The following is a 20,448-nucleotide window of genomic DNA, read 5'->3' on the forward strand; positions in this document are numbered from 1 at the left end:
GACGGACGGGCCGGGCCCGGTTGGCTTCAAGGTGATCGGCGGGCGTGGGGGTGTTGTCGGTCTCGGGGTGCTCGACGGGCGAGGCGGGCGGGTGCTTCCTACAGTCGGAACATGAGTGCCGCCGTGGAGCCCGCGCCGGGGAAGGAGACCGCGGACCCGCCGCGCCCGCCCGGGGGCGGGCGGCTGACCTGGGTGCCGGAGGCCTTCGGGACCTTCTTCGGCGCCCTCGCCCTGCTGTGCGCCCTGCTCTCCTTCATCGCCCCGCTGCGCGCGCTGCTCCGTCCGGTCGTGCACTTCCTCGACGCCGTCGTGGTGCCCGTCAGCCCGAACCTGGCCTACGCCGTCTTCCTGTTCCTGCTCGGCGGCGCCACCGCCGCCCGCAAGAAGGTCGCCTGGTGGCTGGTGGTGATCTACCTCGGGCTGCTGGTGCTGGCGGACGTCCTGACGGTCGTCTCCGGCTTCGACTGGTACTCCTTCAGCTCACTGCTGGTGTGCGGACTCGCCCTGGCCCTGCTGATCGTGGCGAGACGGGAGTTCTACGCCGCCTCCCGCCGGGCCGCCGTACGCCGTGCCCTCGCCGTACTCCTCGTCGGTCTCGTCGTGGCGATCATGGCCGGCTGGGGCCTGGTCTCGCTCTTCCCCGGCTCGCTCCCGCACGGCCAGCACCTGGCCTGGGCGGCCGACCGGGTCTGCGGCGGCCTGGTCGCCGGCGGCAGCTACGGCGGCCGCCCGCCCCGATTCGTCGCCTTCCTCCTCGGCCTCTTCGGCGCCCTCGCCCTGCTCAACGCCGCCGCCACCCTGTTCCGTTCACAGCGCCTGGAAGCGGCCCTGCACGGCGACGAGGAGGCCCGCATCCGAGCCCTGCTCAAGGCCTACGGCGACCGGGACTCCCTCGGCTACTTCGCCACCCGGCGCGACAAGGCCGTGGTCTTCTCACCCAGCGGCAAGGCCGCCGTCACCTACCGCGTCGAGGCCGGTGTCTGCCTGGCCAGCGGCGACCCCGTCGGCGACCCGGAGGCTTGGCCGCACGCCGTCGCCGCCTGGCTGGACGTGGCCCGCCGGCACGCCTGGGTGCCCGCGGTGATGGGCGCATCCGAGGACGGCGCCAAGACCTACGTCCGCGCCGGACTCGGCGCCCTGCAACTCGGCGACGAGGCGATCCTGCCCGTCGCCGGCTTCGACCTCGGCGGCCGCGAGATGCGGGTCACCCGGCAGGCCGTCAACCGGGTCCGGCGCACCGGCGCCACCACCCGTGTGCGCCGCCACGCCACCCTCACCGAGGCGGAGATGGAGGAGGTCGTCGACAAGGCCGACGCCTGGCGGGACACCGAGACCGAGCGCGGCTTCTCCATGGCCCTGGACCGGCTCGGCGACCCCACCGACGGCGACTGCCTGCTGGTGGAGGCGCTCGCCGAGGACGGCCGGCTGCTCGCCCTGCTCTCCTTCGTGCCCTGGGGCGGCGACGGCGTCTCCCTCGACCTGATGCGCCGTGACCGCGCCGCCCCCAACGGGGTGATGGAGTTCATGGTCGCCGACCTGTGCGCGGCCGCCCCCAAACTGGGCGTCCGTCGCGTCTCGTTGAACTTCGCCGTCTTCCGCTCGGTCTTCGAGGAGGGTGCCCGCATCGGAGCCGGACCGGTGCTGCGCCTGTGGCGCGGCCTGCTGCTGTTCCTCTCCCGCTGGTGGCAACTGGAGGCCCTGTACCGCTCCAACGCCAAGTACCGCCCGGAGTGGTACCCGCGGTTCATCTGCTACGGCGAGACCGCCTCCCTGGCCCGTATCGGCCTCGCCTCCGGAATCGCCGAAGGCTTCGTCTCCGTACCGTCCTTGCGCAAACTCTGGGGAAAGGGGCACCCGAAGACCGGACCGCGGCTCGTCGAGGCGCCGCAGTCTTCGCTGGTGCCCGGTCTCGACGGAGGGGACGAGGCCGGGCCCGGCGCACCGGAGACGGGCCTGCCGGACCAGTTCCGCGTCCGGCGCCGGAAGCTGGACCGGCTGCGCGCCAAGGGCGTCGACCCCTACCCGGTGGCGACCGTACGGCCCACCCGTGCCCTCGCCGACGTCCGCGACGGCGAGACGGTCACCGTCGCCGGGCGGATCGTGCTGGTCCGGGACTTCGGGGGCATCGTCTTCGTGACGCTCCGCGACTGGTCGGGCGACCGCCAACTCGCCCTCACCCGGACCCGGTCGGGCCCCGCCCTGGCCCGCTTCACCGCCGACACCGACATCGGCGACCAGATCACCGCCACCGGCCGGGCCGGCCACAGCGACAAGGGCGAGCCCACCGTCTTCGTCACCGACTGGCAGCTCACCGCCAAGTGCCTGCGCCCCCTGCCCGACAAACACCGGGGCCTCGCCGACCCCGAGGCCAAGCTCCGCCGCCGTTATCTCGACCTCGCCACCAGCCCCGCCGCCCGAGCCATCGTGCGCGCCCGCTCCACCGCCGTACAGGCGCTGCGCCAGGGCCTCCTCGACCGCGGCTACCTGGAGGTCGAGACCCCGATGCTCCAGCAGATCCACGGCGGCGCCAACGCCCGCCCCTTCACCACCCACATCAACGCCTACGACCTCGACCTCCATCTGCGTATCGCCCCCGAGCTGTATCTGAAGCGGCTGTGCGTCGGCGGACTGGAGAAGGTCTTCGAACTCGGCCGTACCTTCCGCAACGAGGGCGTCTCCTACAAGCACAACCCCGAGTTCACGATGCTGGAGGCCTACCAGGCGTACGCCGACTACGACGTGATGCTCGACCTCGCCCGCGAACTGGTCCAGGGCGCCGCGACCGCCGCCTTCGGCTCCCCGGTGGCCCGCAAGGAAGGGCGGGAGTACGACATCTCGGGCGACTGGCCGGTCAAGACCGTGTACGGGGCCATCTCCGAGGCGCTGGGGGAGGAGATCGGCCCCGGCACCGAGTTGCTGCGGCTGCACCGGCACTGCGACCGGACCGGTGTGCCGTACACCCCCGACGACGGGCCCGCGGACGTCGTCCTCGAGATGTACGAGCGGCTGGTGGAGGAGCGGACCCAGCTGCCCACCTTCTACAAGGACTTCCCGACCGAAGTCTCCCCGCTCGCCCGGCAGCACCGCACCGACCCGCGGCTCGCCGAACGCTGGGACCTGGTCGCCTTCGGCACCGAACTCGGCACCGCCTACTCCGAACTGACCGACCCCGTCGAACAGCGGCGTCGGCTGACCGCCCAGTCGCTGCTCGCCGCCGGCGGGGACCCCGAGGCGATGGAGCTCGACGAGGACTTCCTCGACGCCCTCGAATACGCGATGCCGCCCACCGGCGGGCTCGGCATCGGCGTCGACCGGCTGGTCATGTTCCTCACCGGTCTGACGATCCGCGAGACGCTGCCGTTCCCGCTGGTCCGCCGCCGCTGAGGCCTCCCCGGTTCCGGGACTCGCCGTCGCTTCCGGGTACTTGACCCATTCTTTCCGAAACCTCCGTTCGCTGGTCCGTGCGGGTGTTTTCGCGCCGCCGCACCGGTGTCTTAGTGGTGCGCCCAAGCCCGGCCGGGCGACTGATGAGTCATGCAGAAGGATCAGTTGTTCACCCGGCGCCGGCTGCTGCTCGCCGGTGCCGCCGCTCTCGGGGCCGCGGGTACCGCGGGAATCGTGCTGGCGAGCGACGGCGAGGAGGCGGCGGGCACAGTCGCCCCGGCCGCCGGCCCGCCGGCCCGCCAGACGCTCAAGTCCTCCGCCTTCCGGCTCCAGCCGCTCACCGGCTACGGCCCGCCGCCCACCGAGCCGCGCAAGCTCAAGGTCCGCAAGGAACCCATCCTGCAGATCTCCGGACGAGGCAGGCGCATGATGCTCACCTTCGACGACGGGCCGAACCCGGCCTATACCCCGCACATCCTGGACACCCTCGCCAAGTACGACGTGCGCGCGATGTTCTTCCTGTGCGGGGAGTGCATCGTCCAGAACCGGGAGCTGGTGGCGCGCATGGCCGCCGCGGGCCATGTGGTGGGCAACCACACCTGGACGCATCCGCTGCTGACCACCATGAAGCGCCGTGAGATCCGCGACGAGATGGAGAGCACCAGTGACGCCATCGAGGACACCTACGGCGAACGCCCCCAGTGGTTCCGCGCCCCCTACGGCGCATGGAACCGCGCGGCCTTCCAACTCGGCGCCGAGATGGGCATGGAGCCCATGGCGTGGACCGTCGACAGCACCGACTGGACGACCCCGGGCACCCGCACCATCGTCGACACGATCGAGAAGGGCGCCGCCCCCGGCGTCGTGGTCCTCTCCCACGACGCCGGGGGCGACCGCTCGCAGAGCGTCCAGGCCCTGCGCGAGTATCTGCCCTATCTGCTGGACAACGGATACCACCTGACCGTGCCGCGCCGCCGGACCTGAACCGGGTTCGGCCCGTCGCCGCGAACGGGCCTTCGCCCGCCCGGCCGGGGCCGCCTCAGCGGGCCTCGACCAGGCGGGCGAAGACCACGACGTTCCCGTCGTAACCGTTCTGCTTCGAGAAACCGCCGCCGCAGGTGATGACCCGCAACTCCGGTGTGCCCTTGGAACCGTAGACCCGGTCGCCGGGGAAGTCGGCCTTCGCGAAGACCTCGATGCCGTAGATCTCGAACACCGCGGTCTTTCCGTCGGTGCGCTCGATCTCGACCCGGTTTCCCTTCTTCAGGGAACCGAGTCCGTAGAACACCGCGGGGCCCTTGGAGTTGTCGACATGACCGACGATCACGGACGTGCCCTTTTCGCCGGGCGAGACGCCCCCGGTGAACCAGCCGGCCAGATTCGGATCGTCCGGCGGCGGCGCGGCGACCCAGCCGTCCGTGTCCAGACCCACCGGCATCACGGGCGCGTCGACCCGGATCGCGGGGATCCTGATCCGGTCCGCCGCCGCGTACGGCAGTGCGTCGGGCGCGGTGGCGAAGGTGTCCGGGAGCGTGCTACGGGTGTCCGGGGCGGCGGCCGAGGCCGGCTGCGGCGGACCGACGTCGAACTCTCCGGAACCGTTCCGGATGAGAGCCAGACCGGTCAGCAGAACAAGCGCTATCACGCCCCAGGGGGCACGCTTGCGCCGCCGCTCCTCCTCTTCGGCCTCTTCGGCCAGCTCGGAAAGTTCGGACGCAGACATTCGCCATCCCCTCTCGACGCGGCCGCTGCGATCTCCGTATCGCCTATGGGAAAACGCTAAGTCCCGCGCGCGCGAGCGGCGACGGGGCGACGGGCGAACGGGTGGCCCGGGCGTATTCCGGTGCGCCATCCGAGTTGCCGTTCTCAGGATTTTTCTGACGGTCCGTGACCTGCGGCAACATCCGATTGTGTGCTTTTCGCTCGGCGTGTCCACTCACCAGGACGGACCATTCTCGAAATGCGGGCGTGTTCAATACATCTGAGGGTCTATTCGGGAGGTGCTTTCTCGCCGATCGACCGGGGACGGTTCCCGGGGCGCCTTCCGCGGAGGAAGAGATGCGAAACTCACGTGCCCTCGCGGCAGCGTGCACGGTGGTCGCCGTGCTCGGAGCCGCCGCCCCCATGGCCGTCGCGGACGGCATGGGCAACGGCGGCGGCCCGGCCAACACCCAAGCCCCGGTCGTCGGTGGGGTGGGCGTCGCCCCCGGGACCGGCGTCGCTCCCGGCGTCGGTGTCGCCCCAGGCGTCGGTGTCGCCCCAGGCGTCGGTGTCGCCCCAGGCGTCGCGGTCCCCGGAGTCGTCGTCCCCGGGTACGGCGTAGGCGGAATCGGCCGGGGCAGGGACGACTTCGGCGGCCGAGGCGGGGACGGCTTCGGTGGGCGGGGCGGTGACGGGCGTGGTGGTGAGGGGTTCGGCGGCGGGCGTGGTGGTGAGGGGTTCGGCCGCGGACGTGGTGGTGAGGGGTTCGGCCGCGGACGTGGTGGTGAAGGGTTCGGCGGCGGACATGGTGGTGAGGGGTTCGGCGGCGGACGTGGCGATGACGGGTTCGGCGGCGGACGTGGCGATGACGGGTTCGACGATGGATTCGGCGGCCGAGGGGACGACGGGCGCTTCGACGACGGATTCGGTGGCCGGGGCAACGGGGTGCGCAACATCGTCGCCCAGCCCAGAGCGATCACGAGCGGCGCCCGCCTCACCGTCACCGTCGACGGCTGCCGCCGCGGTGTCATGACCTCCCGTGCCTTCCGGACGACCGAGCTGTTCCCGTTCGGCGGCGACATGGCGCGCGGTGTCGCCACCATCGACCGGGACGCCCGCCCCGGCCCGTACGACCTGACCGTCCGCTGCGACGGACGGACCCTGACCCGGCCGTCCGCGTTCTTCGTGCTCGGTGGGGTCCGGGGCGGCGTCGGCGGCAGCGTCTCCAGTGGGGCCACCCGGGCCGACATGGCGATCGGCGGTGGGCTGGTGGGCGCGGCCGTGCTCGCCGGCTGCGGGTTCTGGCTGCGCCGTCGGCACGAGAAGCGGCTCTGACCCGTGCGGGCCGTCTTCGCCCCGGCCCCGCAGGACCGGGGCGAAGACCTGGGCGGTCAGGTGGCGAGCCGGGAGGCGATCAGGCACCGTCCGCACCGCCCTCGTCGGCCCGTCGGCGTGCGATGTGGTACGCCGTGCCTACCGAGCCCACGACGAGCGCGGCGCCGAGGCCGATCTCCTTCGGATCGAACCCGCCGACGCTGCCGCCTGCACCTGCCCGCACACCCCGATCGGGCGGGAGAGGCTGCGGGTTGAGCTCCTCACGCCCGCCGGTGCCGCTGTCCGATTGCCGGTCGACAACGTCGTGCGTACCGCTGTCGGTACCGCCGTCTGTGCGTTCGTCAGCCTCGGTGTCCGTGCGTCCGTCGGAGTGGCCATCTGCAAGGCCGTCGGACCGGCCCTCCGTGCGGTCGCCGTCCGTACCGCCGTCACCATGCCCCTGCGACTGGCCGGCGGCGATGCTGAGTTGGGTCGATCCCCTGGTCCCGTCGCAGTCGAAGGTCACCCGGTACGAGGCCCGTGTTCTCGCGTCCCGGTGGACCGTGGCCGCGACCGAGTCCCGTCCCTCCGGGATCCGGACCGTGTCGAACACGTCCGAGCTGACCGTCGCGGCGCCCCGGCAGCCTTCGGCGCGGTTCAGTTGCAGGCTGACCCGGCCGCCGGCCGACACCGTGGACGGCGTGACGTGGAGACCGAAGGAGGTGTGCTGGCCGCTGTCACGGCCCCCGTCGCCCTCGTCGTCCGTGAGGGCGGCCGGAGCGCCGAGGACGAGGGCGCCGACGCCGAGCAGTGCGGCCGAAGCGACGCGTATGGCGTGCATGGTGGTTCCTCCGGTCTCCGAGGAGCTGCCGGCGGATCTGTTCCGCTCGTGCCGGAAACGCACCTCGATGATCGGAACGCTAGGAACATCCGTACACCCGCGCGAACGCAGTAGCGCGAACGGGGGAGGCGAATGGGCCGACCGGGGGATGTGGATACGGCACCCGGGGGACATCCGCGGCGTGGCGCGACGCGTTGTCCCCCGGATGCCTCCGGCTTTCGGGTCACCTAACCCCTGATGTGCGGGAAGAGGTTCAGGAAGGGCTGCGCCGTCGCTGTGATGCCCCGGCTGTAGGGCTCGTCGAAGTCCCAGATGAGGAACAGCATGAAGGCGATCGTCGCGGAGAACAGCCCCGCCAGGATCAGCTCGCGCCGGGTGCGCCTGATCTGCAGGGCGAAGACCATACCGATGGTGACCGCGGCTCCGGTCAGCAGCCCGAACCACACCACGTTCGGCATGGTGGCCCCGGTCGAGTCGGCCCGGGCGCTGCGCGACTGGTCGAGAGCGGCCACCTGGTCCACCAGCGGCTGGTAGGCCTGGGCCTGGAAGTCGGTCTTCGGCTGGTAGTCGGTGACGTCCTGGCGGATCTTCGCAAGCAGGTCGGCGCCTTGCTGGGTGAGACGGCCGTGATCCGCCATCTCCTTCCACTCCTTGCCGACGACCTGCTGGGTGTAGGCGTCGACGTCAGCCCGGATCCGGTCACGGGCGTCGGGCGGATACACCCGTACCCGTTCGTAGATCTCGTGCAGCGCCTGCGCCTCCGCCTGCACATGGTCCTGGGCGGCGCTGCGGGCCTCCCACACCCCAGCCACCGCCAGACCGAGGACGATGGCGTAGATGACGCCGATCCACATGGTCATGTACTCGATGACGTCCGGCGTCTCGGAGGGATCCTCGTCCTCCGCCGCCCTCTTGTGCCGTACGAGGGTGATGATGACCACCACGGCACAGGCCGCGAGCATCGCGAGGACGAGAACAAGCCAATCCGGCAACGGAAGCCTCCTGGAGTGAGCGGGCCGGCCGTCAGCGCGCGCGGAACGCGGCGATGGCGACGATGGCGGGTACGGCGATGAGCAGGACATAGGTGACCGGAGAGGTGCGGTTCGGCGCCGTCGTGCCGGTCGACTGGATGCGGTACGGCGGGTAGGTCACCGGGGTCGGTGAGGGCCGCGGGGTGGGCTTCGGCGACGGGGTCGGGGTGGGCGTCGGCCTCGGCTTGGGCTGGGGAGCCGGTGGCGGGGTGGGCGCCGGCTGCGGGGCCGGCGCCCACCGGGGCGGCGGCGGTGGTGCCGGGGCCGGCGGGGTGGGCTTTGGTGTGGGTTTGGGGGTGGGGGTCGGTCTCGGCGACGGCGTGGGTGTGGGCGTCGGAGTGGGGGTTGGCGTCGGTGTGGGGCAAGGCGGCGGTGTGGGGGGCGGGCAGAGCGGGGGAGTGGGCCAGGAGCCGCCGGCCACGGCCACCGCGTGAGTGCCGTCGGGGCCCGTCGAGGCGTAGGCGCAGGCGTCGGCCGACGCCGTGCCGACCGGGCAGCCCACCAGGGTCCACGTGAGTGTCAGCAAGGCCAACACTCGTGGGACGGGCGCGAGTCGGGTCACTTCGGGTGCATGCACGACCGAGATCATGAGGCGTCGGGTGCCGTCGCACGCCGGAGTGCGGAGGGATTGGCCCGAACGGGGGATATGTACCGTAAACCGGTTTGAATCACATCGGTCGGCGATTGGCTCGAAGCGTACGCCCGTGCGGGACGCGGGCCGAGGGCACGGCGTCCCGAAAGAAATTTGTGCGGCTGTTGAACACTTCGGCCCCCGGTATCCGTACCTGGTGGCGTGCGGCGGCGCACAGGCGCTGCAATATGCAGGCGATTATGGGGAGTTGAAGATGAAGACCTCCTGGAGGAGCGCCTCTCTGGTGGCCACGGCCGCAGGCGTGCTGGCGTTGACGGGGTGTGGTCAGGACAATGTGACCACTCCGTCCTCGGCGGCCCAGAACGTGGGTGCCACGGCTCCGGCCGGTGTCGGCAGCGTGGGCAGTGTGACCAGCCCCTCCACCGGTGCGGGCAACGGTTACGGCGCGGACGGAAGTCAGGCTTCCAGTTCTCCGGCCACGGTCCAGCCCGCGGGCAAGCTGACCGTTGCCAGCAACCCGGATCTGGGCAAGGTGCTGACCGACGGTAGCGGCCTCACCCTCTACCGATTCGACACGGACACCGCCAATCCCCCCAAATCGAACTGCGACGGCGACTGCGCCACCACCTGGCCGCCGGTGCCCGCCGATGACGCCGCGGCCGGCGAGGGCATCGACAAGGCGCTGCTCGGCGAGGTCACCCGCACCGACGGCACCAAGCAACTGACCGTCGGTGGCTGGCCGGTGTACCGCTACGCCAAGGACGTCAACGCCGGTGACGTGAACGGCCAGGGTGTGGGCGGCAAGTGGTTCGCGCTGGCCCCCGACGGCAAGAAGGCCACCCTGGCCGCCCTGCCCGGCCTGTCCGTCCGCAAGGACGCCAAGCTCGGTGACATCGTCGTCGACAAGAACGGCATGACGGTCTACCGCTTCATCAAGGACAAGGCATGGCCCAAGTCCGTCTCGAACTGCACCGGCGACTGCCTGGCGAAGTGGCCGGCCGTCGCGGAGGTCGCCGCCAACGACACCAAGGGCATCCAGAAGAAGGGCCTGATGGGCTTCACCCGGTCCGACAACGGCCAGAAGCAGATGACGGTCAACTGCTGGCCGATCTACACCTTCTCCGGTGACTCGAAGGCCGGGGACACCAACGGTCAGGGCGTCGGCGGCACTTGGTACGCCGTCTCGCCCGAAGGAAAGCTGGTCGGCGCGCCGAGCCAGTAAGGGATCACCTCCCCAGGGTTGATCGCCCCACTCAAGTCCACATTCGACCGCCCGCCCCCTCCGCACCGCACGGAGGGGGCGGGTTCCTGTGCTTTCCAGCGCACCCGCCTGTGCTGTTCAGCGCACCCGCAACCGGCGGAATGCCCGAACACCCCCAAAGCGCACACCGATTTCCCAGGTGGTGACCGGGAACGGACGGTCAATTTCCGGTTCCACTCGCCCAGTTCGCAGGCGATCAGTAGCCTCTGCTCGAACACCGGACCGTCTCAGCCTTGGAGAGATACATGGAGCGTCCCGCCTGGGCCCCACGGAGCATCGACATCTCGGTGCCGAGCGTTTCGCGTATCTACGACTACTACCTGGGCGGTTCGCACAACTTCGAGGTCGACCGGGAAGCGGCCCGCAAGGCGATGACGCACCTGCCGGGCCTGCCGAAGATCATGCAGGCCAACCGCGCCTTCATGCGCCGTGCCGTCCGCTTCGCCGTGGCCGCCGGCATCGAGCAGTTCCTGGACATCGGCTCCGGCATCCCCACCTTCGGCAACGTCCACGAGGTGGCGCAGACGGCGCACCCCGGCGCACACGTGGTGTATGTCGACCACGACCCGGTGGCCGTGGCCCACAGCCAGGCCGTGCTCACGGGCAACGAGGAGGCGGACGTGGTCGCCGCGGACCTCCGCAAGCCCCAGGAGATCCTGTCGAGCCCTCAGGTGGGCCGCCTCATCGACCTGAATCGGCCAGTGGCCCTGCTCCTCGTTGCCATACTGCATTTCGTGGAAGACGCGGACGACCCCTACGGGGCAGTGGCACAGTTGCGCGAGGCACTCGCGCCCGGCAGCCTGCTGATCCTCACCCATGCCTCGTACGAGGGAATCCCGCTGCCACCCGAGCGGGCCGAGAGCGCGGTGGACGTATACAGGGACATTCGCAACCCGCTCATCATGCGCTCGCGCGACGAGATCGCCAGGTTCTTCGAGGGGTACGACATGGTGGAACCCGGACTGGTGCCGATGCCGCACTGGCGGCCGGAGTCGGTGCCGGAGGACGAGGATCCGTATGCCTTCTCCGGATTCGCCGGCGTGGGGATCGCGGCGTGATCGCGGAGCCGGACGGCCCGGAGGACAGACTGCGCCGGTTCGCGACGATCTGGAGCCGGGCGGTGTTCCCGGTGACCTCCACGTCCCTGACCCGACCGGAGTTCGAGGAGCAACTACTTCCGCTGGCCCGCCGGTTGAGCGAGGTGCTGCTGGCGCACGGCTTCGACGCCGAAGAGGCCCGGCAGGTGGGCGCCGCGCTGATCGACGCGCACTGCACCGACCCCGAGGCGCTCACCCGCACCCTCGACTGCGTCGACGCCTATCTGGCCCTGTACTGCGGTGCGGACGGCCCCCAGGACGAGCTGCGGATGCGTTCCTCGCGGATCCAGCACGCGATGGCCGCCGGGTTCGCCCAGGCGCTGCGCGAGCGCACACTGGCCGAGCAGGAGGCCATCGCGCAGGCCGCGTTGCGGGCCCAGGGCGTGGTCGCGCAGGCGCTGCACGCCAGCGAGGCCCGCTTCCGCGCCGTCTTCGAGGGCGCGGCGATAGGAATCGGCATCGCCGATCTGGAGGGCAACGTCCTCCAGGTCAACGGTGCGCTGCTGCGGATGTTCGGCGGCTCCGAGCAGGCCGTGCGCGGCCGCAAGGTCATGGAGTGGGCGCATCCCGAGGACGCGCCCCAGACCTGGCGGCTCTACGAGGAGCTGGTGCGCGGCGACCGCGAGCACTACCACGTCGAGAAGGCGTTCAACCGCTCCGACGGAACGGTCCTGTGGACCAACCTGACCGTCTCCCTGCTCCGGGACGCCGACGGCGACCCGCAGTACCAGTTGGCCCTCATGGAGGACACCACCGAGCGCCGGCTGCTCAATCTGCGGCTGCGCTACGAGGCCACCCACGACGCGCTCACCGGCCTGCCCAACCGCACGCTGTTCTTCGAGCGCCTGGAGAAGGCCCTGGCCGCCGGTGACGGTCAGCGCTTCGGGCTGTGCTACCTCGACCTGGACGGCTTCAAGACCGTCAACGACAGCCTCGGCCACTCGGCCGGCGACCGGCTGCTGGTGGAGGTCGCCGACCGGCTGCAGTCCTGCGCGACCGCGCCCGGCGAGATGGTCGCCCGGCTCGGCGGCGACGAGTTCGTGGCGCTGACCACCGGACCGGCCACCCAACGCGAGGTCGACGACCTGGCCGACCGCATCATGAACGCCCTCATCACCCCGATCAGCATCGACGGCCGCGACCTCATGGTCCGGGGCTCCATCGGCATCGTCGAGGGACCGGCGGGCGAGCGCACCCCGGCCGAGGTGCTGCGCAGCGCCGACATCACGATGTACCGGGCCAAGTCGGCGGGCGGCAACCGTTCCGAACTGGCCGACCCGGAGGCCGACGCCCGCGCCATCACCCGGCACGGCCTCACCACCGCGCTCCCCGCGGCCCTGGACCGCAACGAGTTCTTCATCGAGTACCAGCCGCTGGTCCACCTCGGCGACGGCAGCGTGCGCGGCGCGGAGGCCCTGGTCCGCTGGCTGCACCCGCAGCACGGGGTCCTCGGCCCCGACCGGTTCATCCCGCTCGCCGAACACACCGGCCTGATCGTCCCGTTGGGCCGCTGGGTCCTGGAGCAATCCATCCGCCAGGCCCGCGAATGGCGAGAACGCTACGGCGAGCACACCAGCGCCGGCCCGCTGCGCATCAACGTCAACCTGTCCCCGTGCCAGCTCACCCACCCCGGCCTGGTCCAGGACACGGTGGACATCCTGGAGCGGACCGGAGTGGCCCCCGAGGCCCTCTGCCTGGAGGTCACCGAGTCGGCCCTGATCGGCGCCGACGACGACCTCCTCAAACCGCTGCGCCGCCTCGCCGAGATGGGCGTCGACATCGCCCTGGACGACTTCGGCACGGGCTACTCCAACCTCGCCAACCTCCGCCGCCTTCCGGTGAGCATCCTCAAACTGGACCGCTCCTTCACCCAGAGCATGCAGCAGTTCCCGGCGGACCCGGTCGACCTCAAGATCGTGGAGGGCATCGTCTCCCTGGCCCACAGCCTGGACCTGGCGGTCACGGTGGAGGGCGTGGAGACGGGGGCCCAGGCGGAACAACTCCGGATACTGGGCTGCGACACGGCCCAGGGCTGGTACTACGCCCGTCCGGGCCCACCGGAGCGCCTGCACGACCTGGCGCTGGTGGACGCGACGGGCTGACGACCCGGCGTCCTGTGGGCCCTCAGTCGAGGTGGAAGACCTCCTCGGCGGGGGCCCACCACTCGCCCTCGGCCACGGTGTCCAGCGGCTGCTGGCAGGGGCCGGTCAGGGCCCACCAGTCGCGTGTCACCGGGTCGGCGGCGATCCCCTCGGTGTCGGCGGCGTAGTCGCTGCCCGAGTACTCCAGGTAGCTGAAGAGCAGCCCGTCCCGCAGGAAGATCGAGTAGTTGCCGATGTGGGCACGCTTGAGGGCCGCCAGCAATCCGGGAGGGCGCCCGCAGTTCACTGACGGCGGCCCAGCAGCAGGACGGGCACGCCTTCGCCCGGGCCGACGAGGCCTTCCACGACGCGGTGGGCGCGGCCTCGCACAACGTCTTCCTGAGGTCGAGCGGCGCCGGCGTACGGCGTCTCCCGTCCCAGTCCGACGTACTGCTCTTCCACGGCGACGCATGCGGCGCCCAGAGAGCCCTTCAGGGGCGCGGGGCAGTGTCGATTTGCGGCTCCGCCGCGTGGGCGCGACCAGCCACAACGGCCCCGCAGCCCGCCACGGTGCTGACCACTATGGCGCTCACGATCGGTCACCTCTCCAACAACATCCTCTGCAACTCCCGCGCAGCCCTGGGCGGAGCCACATCACTCCGGTGCGCCAACGCAATGGTCCGATGCAACCCCGGCCGAGCCAACGGAGTGACCCGCAAGCCCCGTCCCGAACGAGCGGCCACCATCCGAGGCACCACGGCCACCCCCAGGCCCGACCGTACAAACCCCAGCACCGCGTCCATCTCACCCCCCTCAACCGCGAAACCCGGCTCGAACCCAGCGGAGCGACACGCCGCGACGGTCAGCTCCCGCAGGTCGTACCCGTGCCGGAACATCACCAGCCGCTCCCCCTCCAGGTCGGAGATCTTCACCCCGCCCCGCCCCCGCCCGGGCGCCGTCGCCTCGGGGGAGGACACCACCACCAGGTCCTCCCGCAACAGCTCGACCGTGGTCAGTGCGGGCGACGCCGGTGGCAGCGGCAGCACGATCAGCGCCAGATCCAGCGCCCCGCGCGCCAGCTCCCGTACGAGATCATGGGAGCCGCTCTCCTCGATCAGCAGCTGGATCCCGGGGTAGCGGTCGTGGAAGGACCGCAGCACGTCCGGCAGCAGCCCGGTGCACAGACTCGGGGTCGCCCCCAGCCGCACCCGCCCGCTCCGCAGCTGCACCAGTTCCTGCACCTCGTGCCGGGCGGTGTCCGCGTCAGCGAGGATCCGCCGGGCCAGCGGCAGCAGCGCCTCGCCGGCGTCGGTCAGCGTGATGTTGCCCCGGGCCCGCAGGAACAGATCCGCCCCCAGCTCCCGCTCCAGCGCCTTGATCTGCTGGGACAGCGAGGGCTGGGCGACATGGACCAGCTCGGCGGCCCGGGTGAAGTGCCGGGTCTCGGCGACGGCGACAAAGTACTGAAGCTGCTGGAACTGCATGCTGACACGATAGCTTCTGGCTATGGAATCGAGCCGGACCATGTCTTGGACCGATCGGGTCCTCGGGCTCTACCGTCCTGAGTATGGCTCTGGCAACGCGGACGGACCGACGGCCGTCCATGGCACGCACGATGTGGGACAGCTCCGTCGGCAAGAAGACCGTGATGGCCGTCAGCGGCCTGATCATGCTGCTCTACCTGGTCGTGCACATGATCGGCAACCTGAAGATCTACTTCGGGGCGGGCGAGTTCAACCATTACGCCCACTGGCTGCGCACCATCGGCGAACCCTTCATGCACTACGAGTGGACGCTCTGGCTCATCCGGATCGTCCTGGTCGTCGCCGTGGTCGCCCACGCCACGTCCGCCTACCAGCTCAGCCGCCGTGACATCAGGGCGCGCCCCACCAAGTACGTGCACAGCAGGCCCCGGGCCGGCTACGCGACCCGCACCATGCGCTGGGGCGGGATCATCCTCGCCCTCTTCATTGTCTGGCACATTCTCGACCTGACCACCGGAACCGTGCACTCCGGCGGCTTCCAGGAGGGCCACCCGTACCAGAACGTCGTGGACACCTTCTCCACCTGGTACGGCAACGTGATCTACATCGTCGCGATGCTCGCGCTCGGCCTGCACGTCCGGCACGGCTTCTGGAGCGCCGCCCAGACCCTCGGCGTCGGCAGCCGCACCCGCGACCGCGCCCTCAAGGCCACGGCCAACGTCCTCGCGCTGCTGCTCACGGCCGGTTTCATCGCCGTACCCGTGGGTGTCATGACCGGAGTGGTGAGCTGAACATGACCGATTTCGTGAACTACACGACCGGCAAAGCCGTCGCCGACGGCAAGGCCCCTTCCGGACCGATCAACGAACGCTGGGACAAGCGCCGTTTCGAGGCCAAGCTGGTCAACCCCGCCAACCGGCGCAAGCACACCGTGATCGTCGTCGGTACCGGCCTCGCCGGCGGCTCCGCCGGTGCCACCCTCGCCGAACAGGGCTACCACGTCGTCCAGTTCTGCTACCAGGACTCCCCGCGCCGCGCTCACTCCATCGCCGCGCAGGGCGGTATCAACGCGGCGAAGAACTACCGCAACGACGGCGACTCCATCCACCGGCTGTTCTACGACACCGTCAAGGGCGGTGACTTCCGGGCCCGCGAGTCCAACGTCCACCGGCTCGCGCAGATCTCCGTCGAGATCATCGACCAGTGCGTGGCGCAGGGCGTCCCGTTCGCACGGGAGTACGGCGGTCTGCTGGACACCCGGTCCTTCGGTGGTGTGCAGGTTTCGCGGACGTTCTACGCCCGTGGGCAAACCGGGCAGCAGCTGCTCCTTGGCGCCTACCAGGCGCTGAGCCGGCAGATCGCCGCCGGGAACGTGGAGATGCATCCGCGCACCGAGATGCTCGACCTGGTCGTGGTCGACGGGCGGGCGCGCGGGATCGTGGCCCGGAACCTGATCACGGGCAAGATCGACACGTACTTCGCGGACGCCGTCGTACTGGCGAGCGGTGGTTACGGCAACGTCTTCTACCTGTCGACGAACGCCATGAACTCCAACGCCACCGCCGTCTGGCGGGCGCACCGGCGCGGTGCCTACTTCGCCAACCCGTGCTTCACCCAGATCCACCCCACCTGCATCCCGCGTACCGGCGACCACCAGTCCAAGCTGACGCTGATGAGCGAGTCGCTGCGCAACGACGGACGGATCTGGGTGCCCAAGGCCAAGGGCGACACCCGGCCCGCGAACCAGATCCCCGAGGACGAGCGCGACTACTACCTCGAGCGCATCTACCCGTCCTTCGGCAACCTGGTTCCGCGCGACATCGCCTCGCGCGCAGCGAAGAACGTCTGCGACGAGGGACGGGGCGTCGGGCCCGGCGGGCAGGGCGTCTATCTCGACTTCGCCGACGCCATCGCGCGGATGGGGCGGAAAGCCGTCGAGGCCAAGTACGGCAACCTCTTCGACATGTACCAGCGGATCACCGACGAGGATCCGTACCAGGTGCCGATGCGGATCTACCCCGCCGTGCACTACACCATGGGCGGGCTGTGGGTCGACTACGACCTCCAGACCACCGTCCCCGGGCTGTTCGCGGTCGGCGAGGCCAACTTCTCCGACCACGGCGCGAACCGGCTCGGCGCGAGTGCGCTGATGCAGGGCCTGGCCGACGGCTACTTCGTACTGCCGGCCACCATCAACGACTACCTCGCCCGCAACCCCCACCAGGAGGCGGTGACGGTCGAACACCCCGTCGTACAGGAGGTGCTGGCCGAGACGGAGGACCGGCTGAACCTGCTGCTGTCCGTCGACGGCGACCGTACGCCCGACTCCTTCCACCGTGAACTCGGCGAACTGATGTGGGAGTTCTGCGGTATGGCCCGGACGGACACGGGGCTGCGCAAGGCACTCGAGCGGATCCCGCAGATCCGCGAGGAGTTCTGGCGGCGCATCAAGGTGCCGGGGACCGGTGAGGAGTTCAACCAGTCCCTGGAGAAGGCCAACCGCGTCGTCGACTACCTGGAGCTGGCCGAGCTGATGTGCCTCGACGCGCTGCACCGCGCCGAGTCCTGCGGCGGTCACTTCCGCGAGGAGTCCCAGACACCGGACGGCGAAGCCGCCCGCAAGGACGACGAGTTCGCGTACGCGGCCGCCTGGGAGTTCACCGGCACCGGGGACGCCCCGGTGCTGCACAAGGAAGACCTGGTCTTCGAGTACGTCCACCCCACCCAGCGGAGCTACGCATGAAGCTCACCCTGCGCGTCTGGCGGCAACGCAACGCCGACGCCGACGGCGCCATGTCCACGTACGAGGTGGACGGGATCTCCTCCGACATGTCGTTCCTGGAGATGCTCGACACGCTCAACGAGGAGCTCATCCTTCGCGGCGAGGACCCGGTCGCCTTCGACCACGACTGCCGTGAGGGGATCTGCGGCGCGTGTTCCCTGGTGATCAACGGGGACGCGCACGGTCCGGAGCGGACCACCACCTGCCAGCTGCACATGCGGTCCTTCAAGGACGGCGACACGATCGACATCGAGCCGTGGCGGGCGTCCGCCTTCCCCGTGATCAAGGACCTGGTGGTCGACCGGACCGCGTTCGACCGGATCATCCAGGCCGGCGGATACATCACCGCGCCGACCGGGTCCGCGCCGGAGGCGCACGCCACGGCGGTGCCGAAGGCCGACGCCGACTTCGCGTTCGAGCACGCGGAGTGCATCGGGTGCGGGGCGTGTGTGGCGGCCTGCCCCAACGGGGCGGCGATGCTGTTCACCTCCGCCAAGATCAACCATCTGAACGTGCTGCCCCAGGGGGCGCCCGAGCGGGAGACGCGGGTGCTGGACATGGTGGCGCAGATGGACGACGAGGGCTTCGGCGGCTGCACGCTGACGGGTGAGTGCGCGACGGCCTGCCCGAAGGGGATCCCGCTGGTGTCCATCACGAGCATGAACAAGGAGTGGCTGCGAGCCACCCGGAAGGCGGGGAAGCGGTAGCGCCGTAGGAGGCGCGTAAATGAACGTTCGCCGACAAGTGCGGACGGGCGGGGCCGGGGCTGGTGCTCCCCGGCCCCGTCTCGCCGTTCGCCAACCATCCCGCCAGGGGCGCGAAACGGCCCGGCCGGGTCACGGTAGCGTTGCTTCAGCGCGTCCATCAGGCCACGCGCGGGGGTGAGCCACCCCCCGATTCCCGGCATTCAGCAGCCGCACATCCCCGGGTCCCGCGCACGTCACGCCGAGTCCAGCCTGCCAAGGAAGAAAGCAGGTGCAGATTTCCTCAGCTTCCGCTCGGCGCAGGAGACCTCCATGACCGCCATGCCCGCCTCACCCCCCGCTCTCGCCGCCCCATCCGGGGACTCCGGCTATCTGGTGCAGCTCGCCCGTGACGAGGACGACGTCCGGGCCGCGCAGCGACTGCGCTACCAGGTGTTCGCCGGAGAGATGGGCGCCCGGCTCGACGGGCCGGAACCGGGTCTGGACGTGGACGCCTTCGACGCGTTCTGCGACCACCTCCTGATCCGGGAAGCCCTCACCGGCGAAGTCGTCGGCACCTACCGACTGCTGCCGCCCGAGCGCGCCGCGGTCGCCGGCCGCCTCTACTCCGAGGGCGAGTTCGACCTGAGCCCGCTCGCCGGCATCCGCTCCGGACTGGTCGAGGTCGGCCGCTCCTGTGTGCACCCCGCCCACCGCGACGGCGCCGTGATCGGCCTCATCTGGGCCGGCATAGCCCGGTACATGGTGGACCGCGGCCACGAGTGGCTGGCCGGCTGCTGCTCCGTCCCGCTCGCCGACGGCGGCGCCCTCGCGGCCGCCACCTGGGAGCGGGTGCAGGCCAAGCACCTCGCCCCGGAGGAGCTGCGGGTACGACCGCTGCGCCCGTGGGTGCCCGAGGGGCCGGCCCCGGAGGGCCGTGCGGAACTGCCCGCGCTGCTCCGCGGCTACCTGCGCCTCGGCGCGTGGGTGTGCGGCGAGCCCGCGCACGACCCCGACTTCGGGGTCGCCGACATGTACGTCCTGCTGTCGATGCGCCGGGTCAACGCGCGCTATCTGCGGCACTTCCTCTCGCTCGTCCCGGCCTGATGAGCGTCTGGCTGCCCAGCGCGCCGTGCACCCCCGGCGCGTGCGTGGAGTCCGCGAGGTCCCTCACGGTCGTGCCCCGTGCCGTGCTGCGGTTCGCCGCGGTCGTGGCCCTGATGCTGGTCGCGATCGTGCTGCTACCGCTCGGGGGGCGGATCCCCGCCGAGTGGGTGCGGCGGTTCTCCCGGGTGGTCGTCCGGGCCGCCGGGGTCCGGATCCGGATCACCGGCCGGGCGCCGGACAGCGGCGGGGTGCTTCTTGTCGCCAACCACATCTCCTGGATGGACATCCCGCTGCTGGCCGCCGTACGGCCCGCGCGGATGCTCGCCAAGAAGGAGATCCGCGAGTGGCCGGTGGCCGGCACGCTGGTGGCCGGCGCCGGAGCGCTGTTCATCGACCGGGACCGGCTGCGCGCACTGCCGGACACGGTCGGCCGGATCGCCGGTGCGCTGCGGGAGGGCGCCGCGGTGGTGGCCTTCCCGGAGGGCAGCACCTGGTGCGGCCGGGCCCAGGGCCGGTTCCGCCGGGCCGTGTTCCAGGCCGCCCTGGACGCCGGTGCGCCGGTGCAGCCGGTGCGGCTCCACTACCGGCTGGAAGCGGGAGAGGGCAGCACCGTGCCCGCCTACGTCGGCGAGGACACGCTGCTGGCCTCCGTGTGGCGAGTGGTGTCGACCCGTGGCCTGGTGGCCGAGGTCGACATACGGCCGCTGATACCGGCCGGCAGCCACCCGGACCGGCGCACCCTCGCCCGCGCCGCCCAGCCGGTGACCCACGAGCCGGCCTGGACGCACGCGGCTCTGGTGAGCCCCGGCATGGGCTCTCAGTGGTCGGTCTCCAAGTGGAGCTTGAGCAGGTCGACGCCGTAGTCGCCGCCGTTGGGCGTGCGGATGATGGTGTGGATGTGCTGCTGGGTCGGCGTGCCGCCCGGACCGCCCATGCCACCGCCGCCGCCCGGCCGGCCACCGGTCGGCATCCGGGTGGGCCGGCCTGTCATCTGCCCGGTGGGCTGCCCCGAGGGCGAGCCCCCTGAGGGCCTGCCGCCATCGCTGCCGGTCCTGGTGCCGTAGGCGAGCTGCATACGCCCAAACTCCAG

General features: G+C 70.9%; 19 protein-coding genes. 11 read left to right on the forward strand and 8 right to left on the reverse strand.

Annotated elements, in window-relative coordinates; all coding sequences use genetic code 11:
- Positions 1-111 precede the first annotated feature (111 nt).
- Both lysX and ABTY98_RS14950 read left to right on the forward strand, forming a co-directional pair.
- A complete protein-coding gene (gene lysX / locus ABTY98_RS14945; RefSeq protein WP_352221295.1) occupies positions 112-3,384 on the forward strand; it encodes a bifunctional lysylphosphatidylglycerol synthetase/lysine--tRNA ligase LysX in 3,273 nt (1,090 codons plus the stop codon).
- Between the two features lie 150 nt (positions 3,385-3,534).
- Positions 3,535-4,368 (forward strand): polysaccharide deacetylase family protein, encoded by an 834-nt coding sequence (locus ABTY98_RS14950; protein ID WP_352221296.1) that lies wholly within the window; start codon positions 3,535-3,537, stop codon positions 4,366-4,368.
- Between the two features lie 55 nt (positions 4,369-4,423).
- Here ABTY98_RS14950 and ABTY98_RS14955 read toward each other — a convergent pair whose 3' ends face one another.
- Positions 4,424-5,107 carry a class F sortase gene (locus ABTY98_RS14955; RefSeq protein ID WP_352221297.1) on the reverse strand — a complete coding sequence of 228 codons (684 nt, stop codon included), beginning with the start codon at positions 5,105-5,107 and terminating at the stop codon, positions 4,424-4,426.
- A gap of 344 nt (positions 5,108-5,451) precedes the next feature.
- A complete protein-coding gene (locus ABTY98_RS14960) occupies positions 5,452-5,892 on the reverse strand; it encodes a hypothetical protein (RefSeq protein ID WP_352221298.1) in 441 nt (146 codons plus the stop codon).
- 138 nt (positions 5,893-6,030) lie between these two features.
- Between ABTY98_RS14960 and ABTY98_RS14965 the strand changes: the two genes are divergently transcribed.
- Complete coding sequence (locus ABTY98_RS14965) at positions 6,031-6,420, forward strand: hypothetical protein (RefSeq protein ID WP_352221300.1); 390 nt, start codon at positions 6,031-6,033, stop codon at positions 6,418-6,420.
- Between the two features lie 79 nt (positions 6,421-6,499).
- Here ABTY98_RS14965 and ABTY98_RS14970 read toward each other — a convergent pair whose 3' ends face one another.
- From ABTY98_RS14970 to ABTY98_RS14980, 3 genes are all read right to left on the reverse strand, one after another.
- Complete coding sequence (locus ABTY98_RS14970; protein ID WP_352221301.1) at positions 6,500-7,240, reverse strand: hypothetical protein; 741 nt, start codon at positions 7,238-7,240, stop codon at positions 6,500-6,502.
- 227 nt (positions 7,241-7,467) lie between these two features.
- The gene (locus ABTY98_RS14975) at positions 7,468-8,232 is read right to left on the reverse strand and encodes a bestrophin-like domain (protein ID WP_352221303.1); all 765 of its coding nucleotides are present in this window, start codon (positions 8,230-8,232) and stop codon (positions 7,468-7,470) included.
- 31 nt (positions 8,233-8,263) lie between these two features.
- Positions 8,264-8,392, reverse strand: coding sequence for a hypothetical protein (locus ABTY98_RS14980; RefSeq protein ID WP_352221304.1), 129 nt, complete (start codon positions 8,390-8,392; stop codon positions 8,264-8,266).
- Positions 8,393-9,116: 724 nt separating this feature from the next.
- On the opposite strand from ABTY98_RS14980, the gene ABTY98_RS14985 reads away from it, so the two are divergent.
- The 3 genes from ABTY98_RS14985 (at position 9,117) to ABTY98_RS14995 (ending at position 13,323) form a co-directional block, all read left to right on the forward strand.
- Positions 9,117-10,085 (forward strand): SCO0930 family lipoprotein, encoded by a 969-nt coding sequence (locus ABTY98_RS14985; protein ID WP_352221305.1) that lies wholly within the window; start codon positions 9,117-9,119, stop codon positions 10,083-10,085.
- Positions 10,086-10,369: 284 nt separating this feature from the next.
- Positions 10,370-11,182, forward strand: coding sequence for an SAM-dependent methyltransferase (locus tag ABTY98_RS14990; RefSeq protein WP_352221306.1), 813 nt, complete (start codon positions 10,370-10,372; stop codon positions 11,180-11,182).
- Entirely contained in the window at positions 11,179-13,323 is a 2,145-nt protein-coding gene (locus ABTY98_RS14995; RefSeq protein ID WP_352221307.1) for a putative bifunctional diguanylate cyclase/phosphodiesterase, read from the forward strand. The genes ABTY98_RS14990 and ABTY98_RS14995 overlap by 4 nt, the downstream gene beginning before the upstream one ends.
- Before the next feature lie 22 nt (positions 13,324-13,345).
- On the opposite strand, the gene ABTY98_RS15000 is transcribed toward ABTY98_RS14995, so the two are convergent.
- Positions 13,346-13,585: an L-rhamnose mutarotase gene (locus ABTY98_RS15000; RefSeq protein ID WP_352221308.1), complete on the reverse strand. Its 240-nt coding sequence runs from the start codon at positions 13,583-13,585 to the stop codon at positions 13,346-13,348.
- A 316-nt stretch (positions 13,586-13,901) separates the two neighbouring features.
- Positions 13,902-14,786 (reverse strand): LysR family transcriptional regulator, encoded by an 885-nt coding sequence (locus tag ABTY98_RS15005; protein WP_352221309.1) that lies wholly within the window; start codon positions 14,784-14,786, stop codon positions 13,902-13,904.
- Positions 14,787-14,905: 119 nt separating this feature from the next.
- On the opposite strand from ABTY98_RS15005, the gene ABTY98_RS15010 reads away from it, so the two are divergent.
- The 5 genes from ABTY98_RS15010 to ABTY98_RS15030 all read left to right on the forward strand — a co-directional run bounded on the left by ABTY98_RS15010 (position 14,906) and on the right by ABTY98_RS15030 (position 20,221).
- Positions 14,906-15,577 (forward strand): succinate dehydrogenase, encoded by a 672-nt coding sequence (locus ABTY98_RS15010; RefSeq protein WP_352221341.1) that lies wholly within the window; start codon positions 14,906-14,908, stop codon positions 15,575-15,577.
- A 2-nt stretch (positions 15,578-15,579) separates the two neighbouring features.
- Positions 15,580-17,529 carry a fumarate reductase/succinate dehydrogenase flavoprotein subunit gene (locus ABTY98_RS15015; RefSeq protein WP_352221310.1) on the forward strand — a complete coding sequence of 650 codons (1,950 nt, stop codon included), beginning with the start codon at positions 15,580-15,582 and terminating at the stop codon, positions 17,527-17,529.
- Positions 17,526-18,275 carry a succinate dehydrogenase/fumarate reductase iron-sulfur subunit gene (locus ABTY98_RS15020; RefSeq protein ID WP_352221311.1) on the forward strand — a complete coding sequence of 250 codons (750 nt, stop codon included), beginning with the start codon at positions 17,526-17,528 and terminating at the stop codon, positions 18,273-18,275. The genes ABTY98_RS15015 and ABTY98_RS15020 overlap by 4 nt, the downstream gene beginning before the upstream one ends.
- A gap of 309 nt (positions 18,276-18,584) precedes the next feature.
- Positions 18,585-19,358, forward strand: coding sequence for a GNAT family N-acetyltransferase (locus ABTY98_RS15025; RefSeq protein ID WP_502994228.1), 774 nt, complete (start codon positions 18,585-18,587; stop codon positions 19,356-19,358).
- Complete coding sequence (locus ABTY98_RS15030; protein WP_352221312.1) at positions 19,358-20,221, forward strand: lysophospholipid acyltransferase family protein; 864 nt, start codon at positions 19,358-19,360, stop codon at positions 20,219-20,221. Before ABTY98_RS15025 ends, ABTY98_RS15030 begins: the two co-directional genes overlap by 1 nt.
- On the opposite strand, the gene ABTY98_RS15035 is transcribed toward ABTY98_RS15030, so the two are convergent.
- The gene (locus ABTY98_RS15035; RefSeq protein WP_352221313.1) at positions 20,176-20,433 is read right to left on the reverse strand and encodes a hypothetical protein; all 258 of its coding nucleotides are present in this window, start codon (positions 20,431-20,433) and stop codon (positions 20,176-20,178) included. The genes ABTY98_RS15030 and ABTY98_RS15035 overlap by 46 nt on opposite strands.
- Positions 20,434-20,448: the final 15 nt, after the last annotated feature.

Origin of the sequence: Streptomyces sp. NPDC096040 (genome assembly GCF_040303265.1) — a bacterium.
GTDB lineage: Bacteria > Actinomycetota > Actinomycetes > Streptomycetales > Streptomycetaceae > Streptomyces.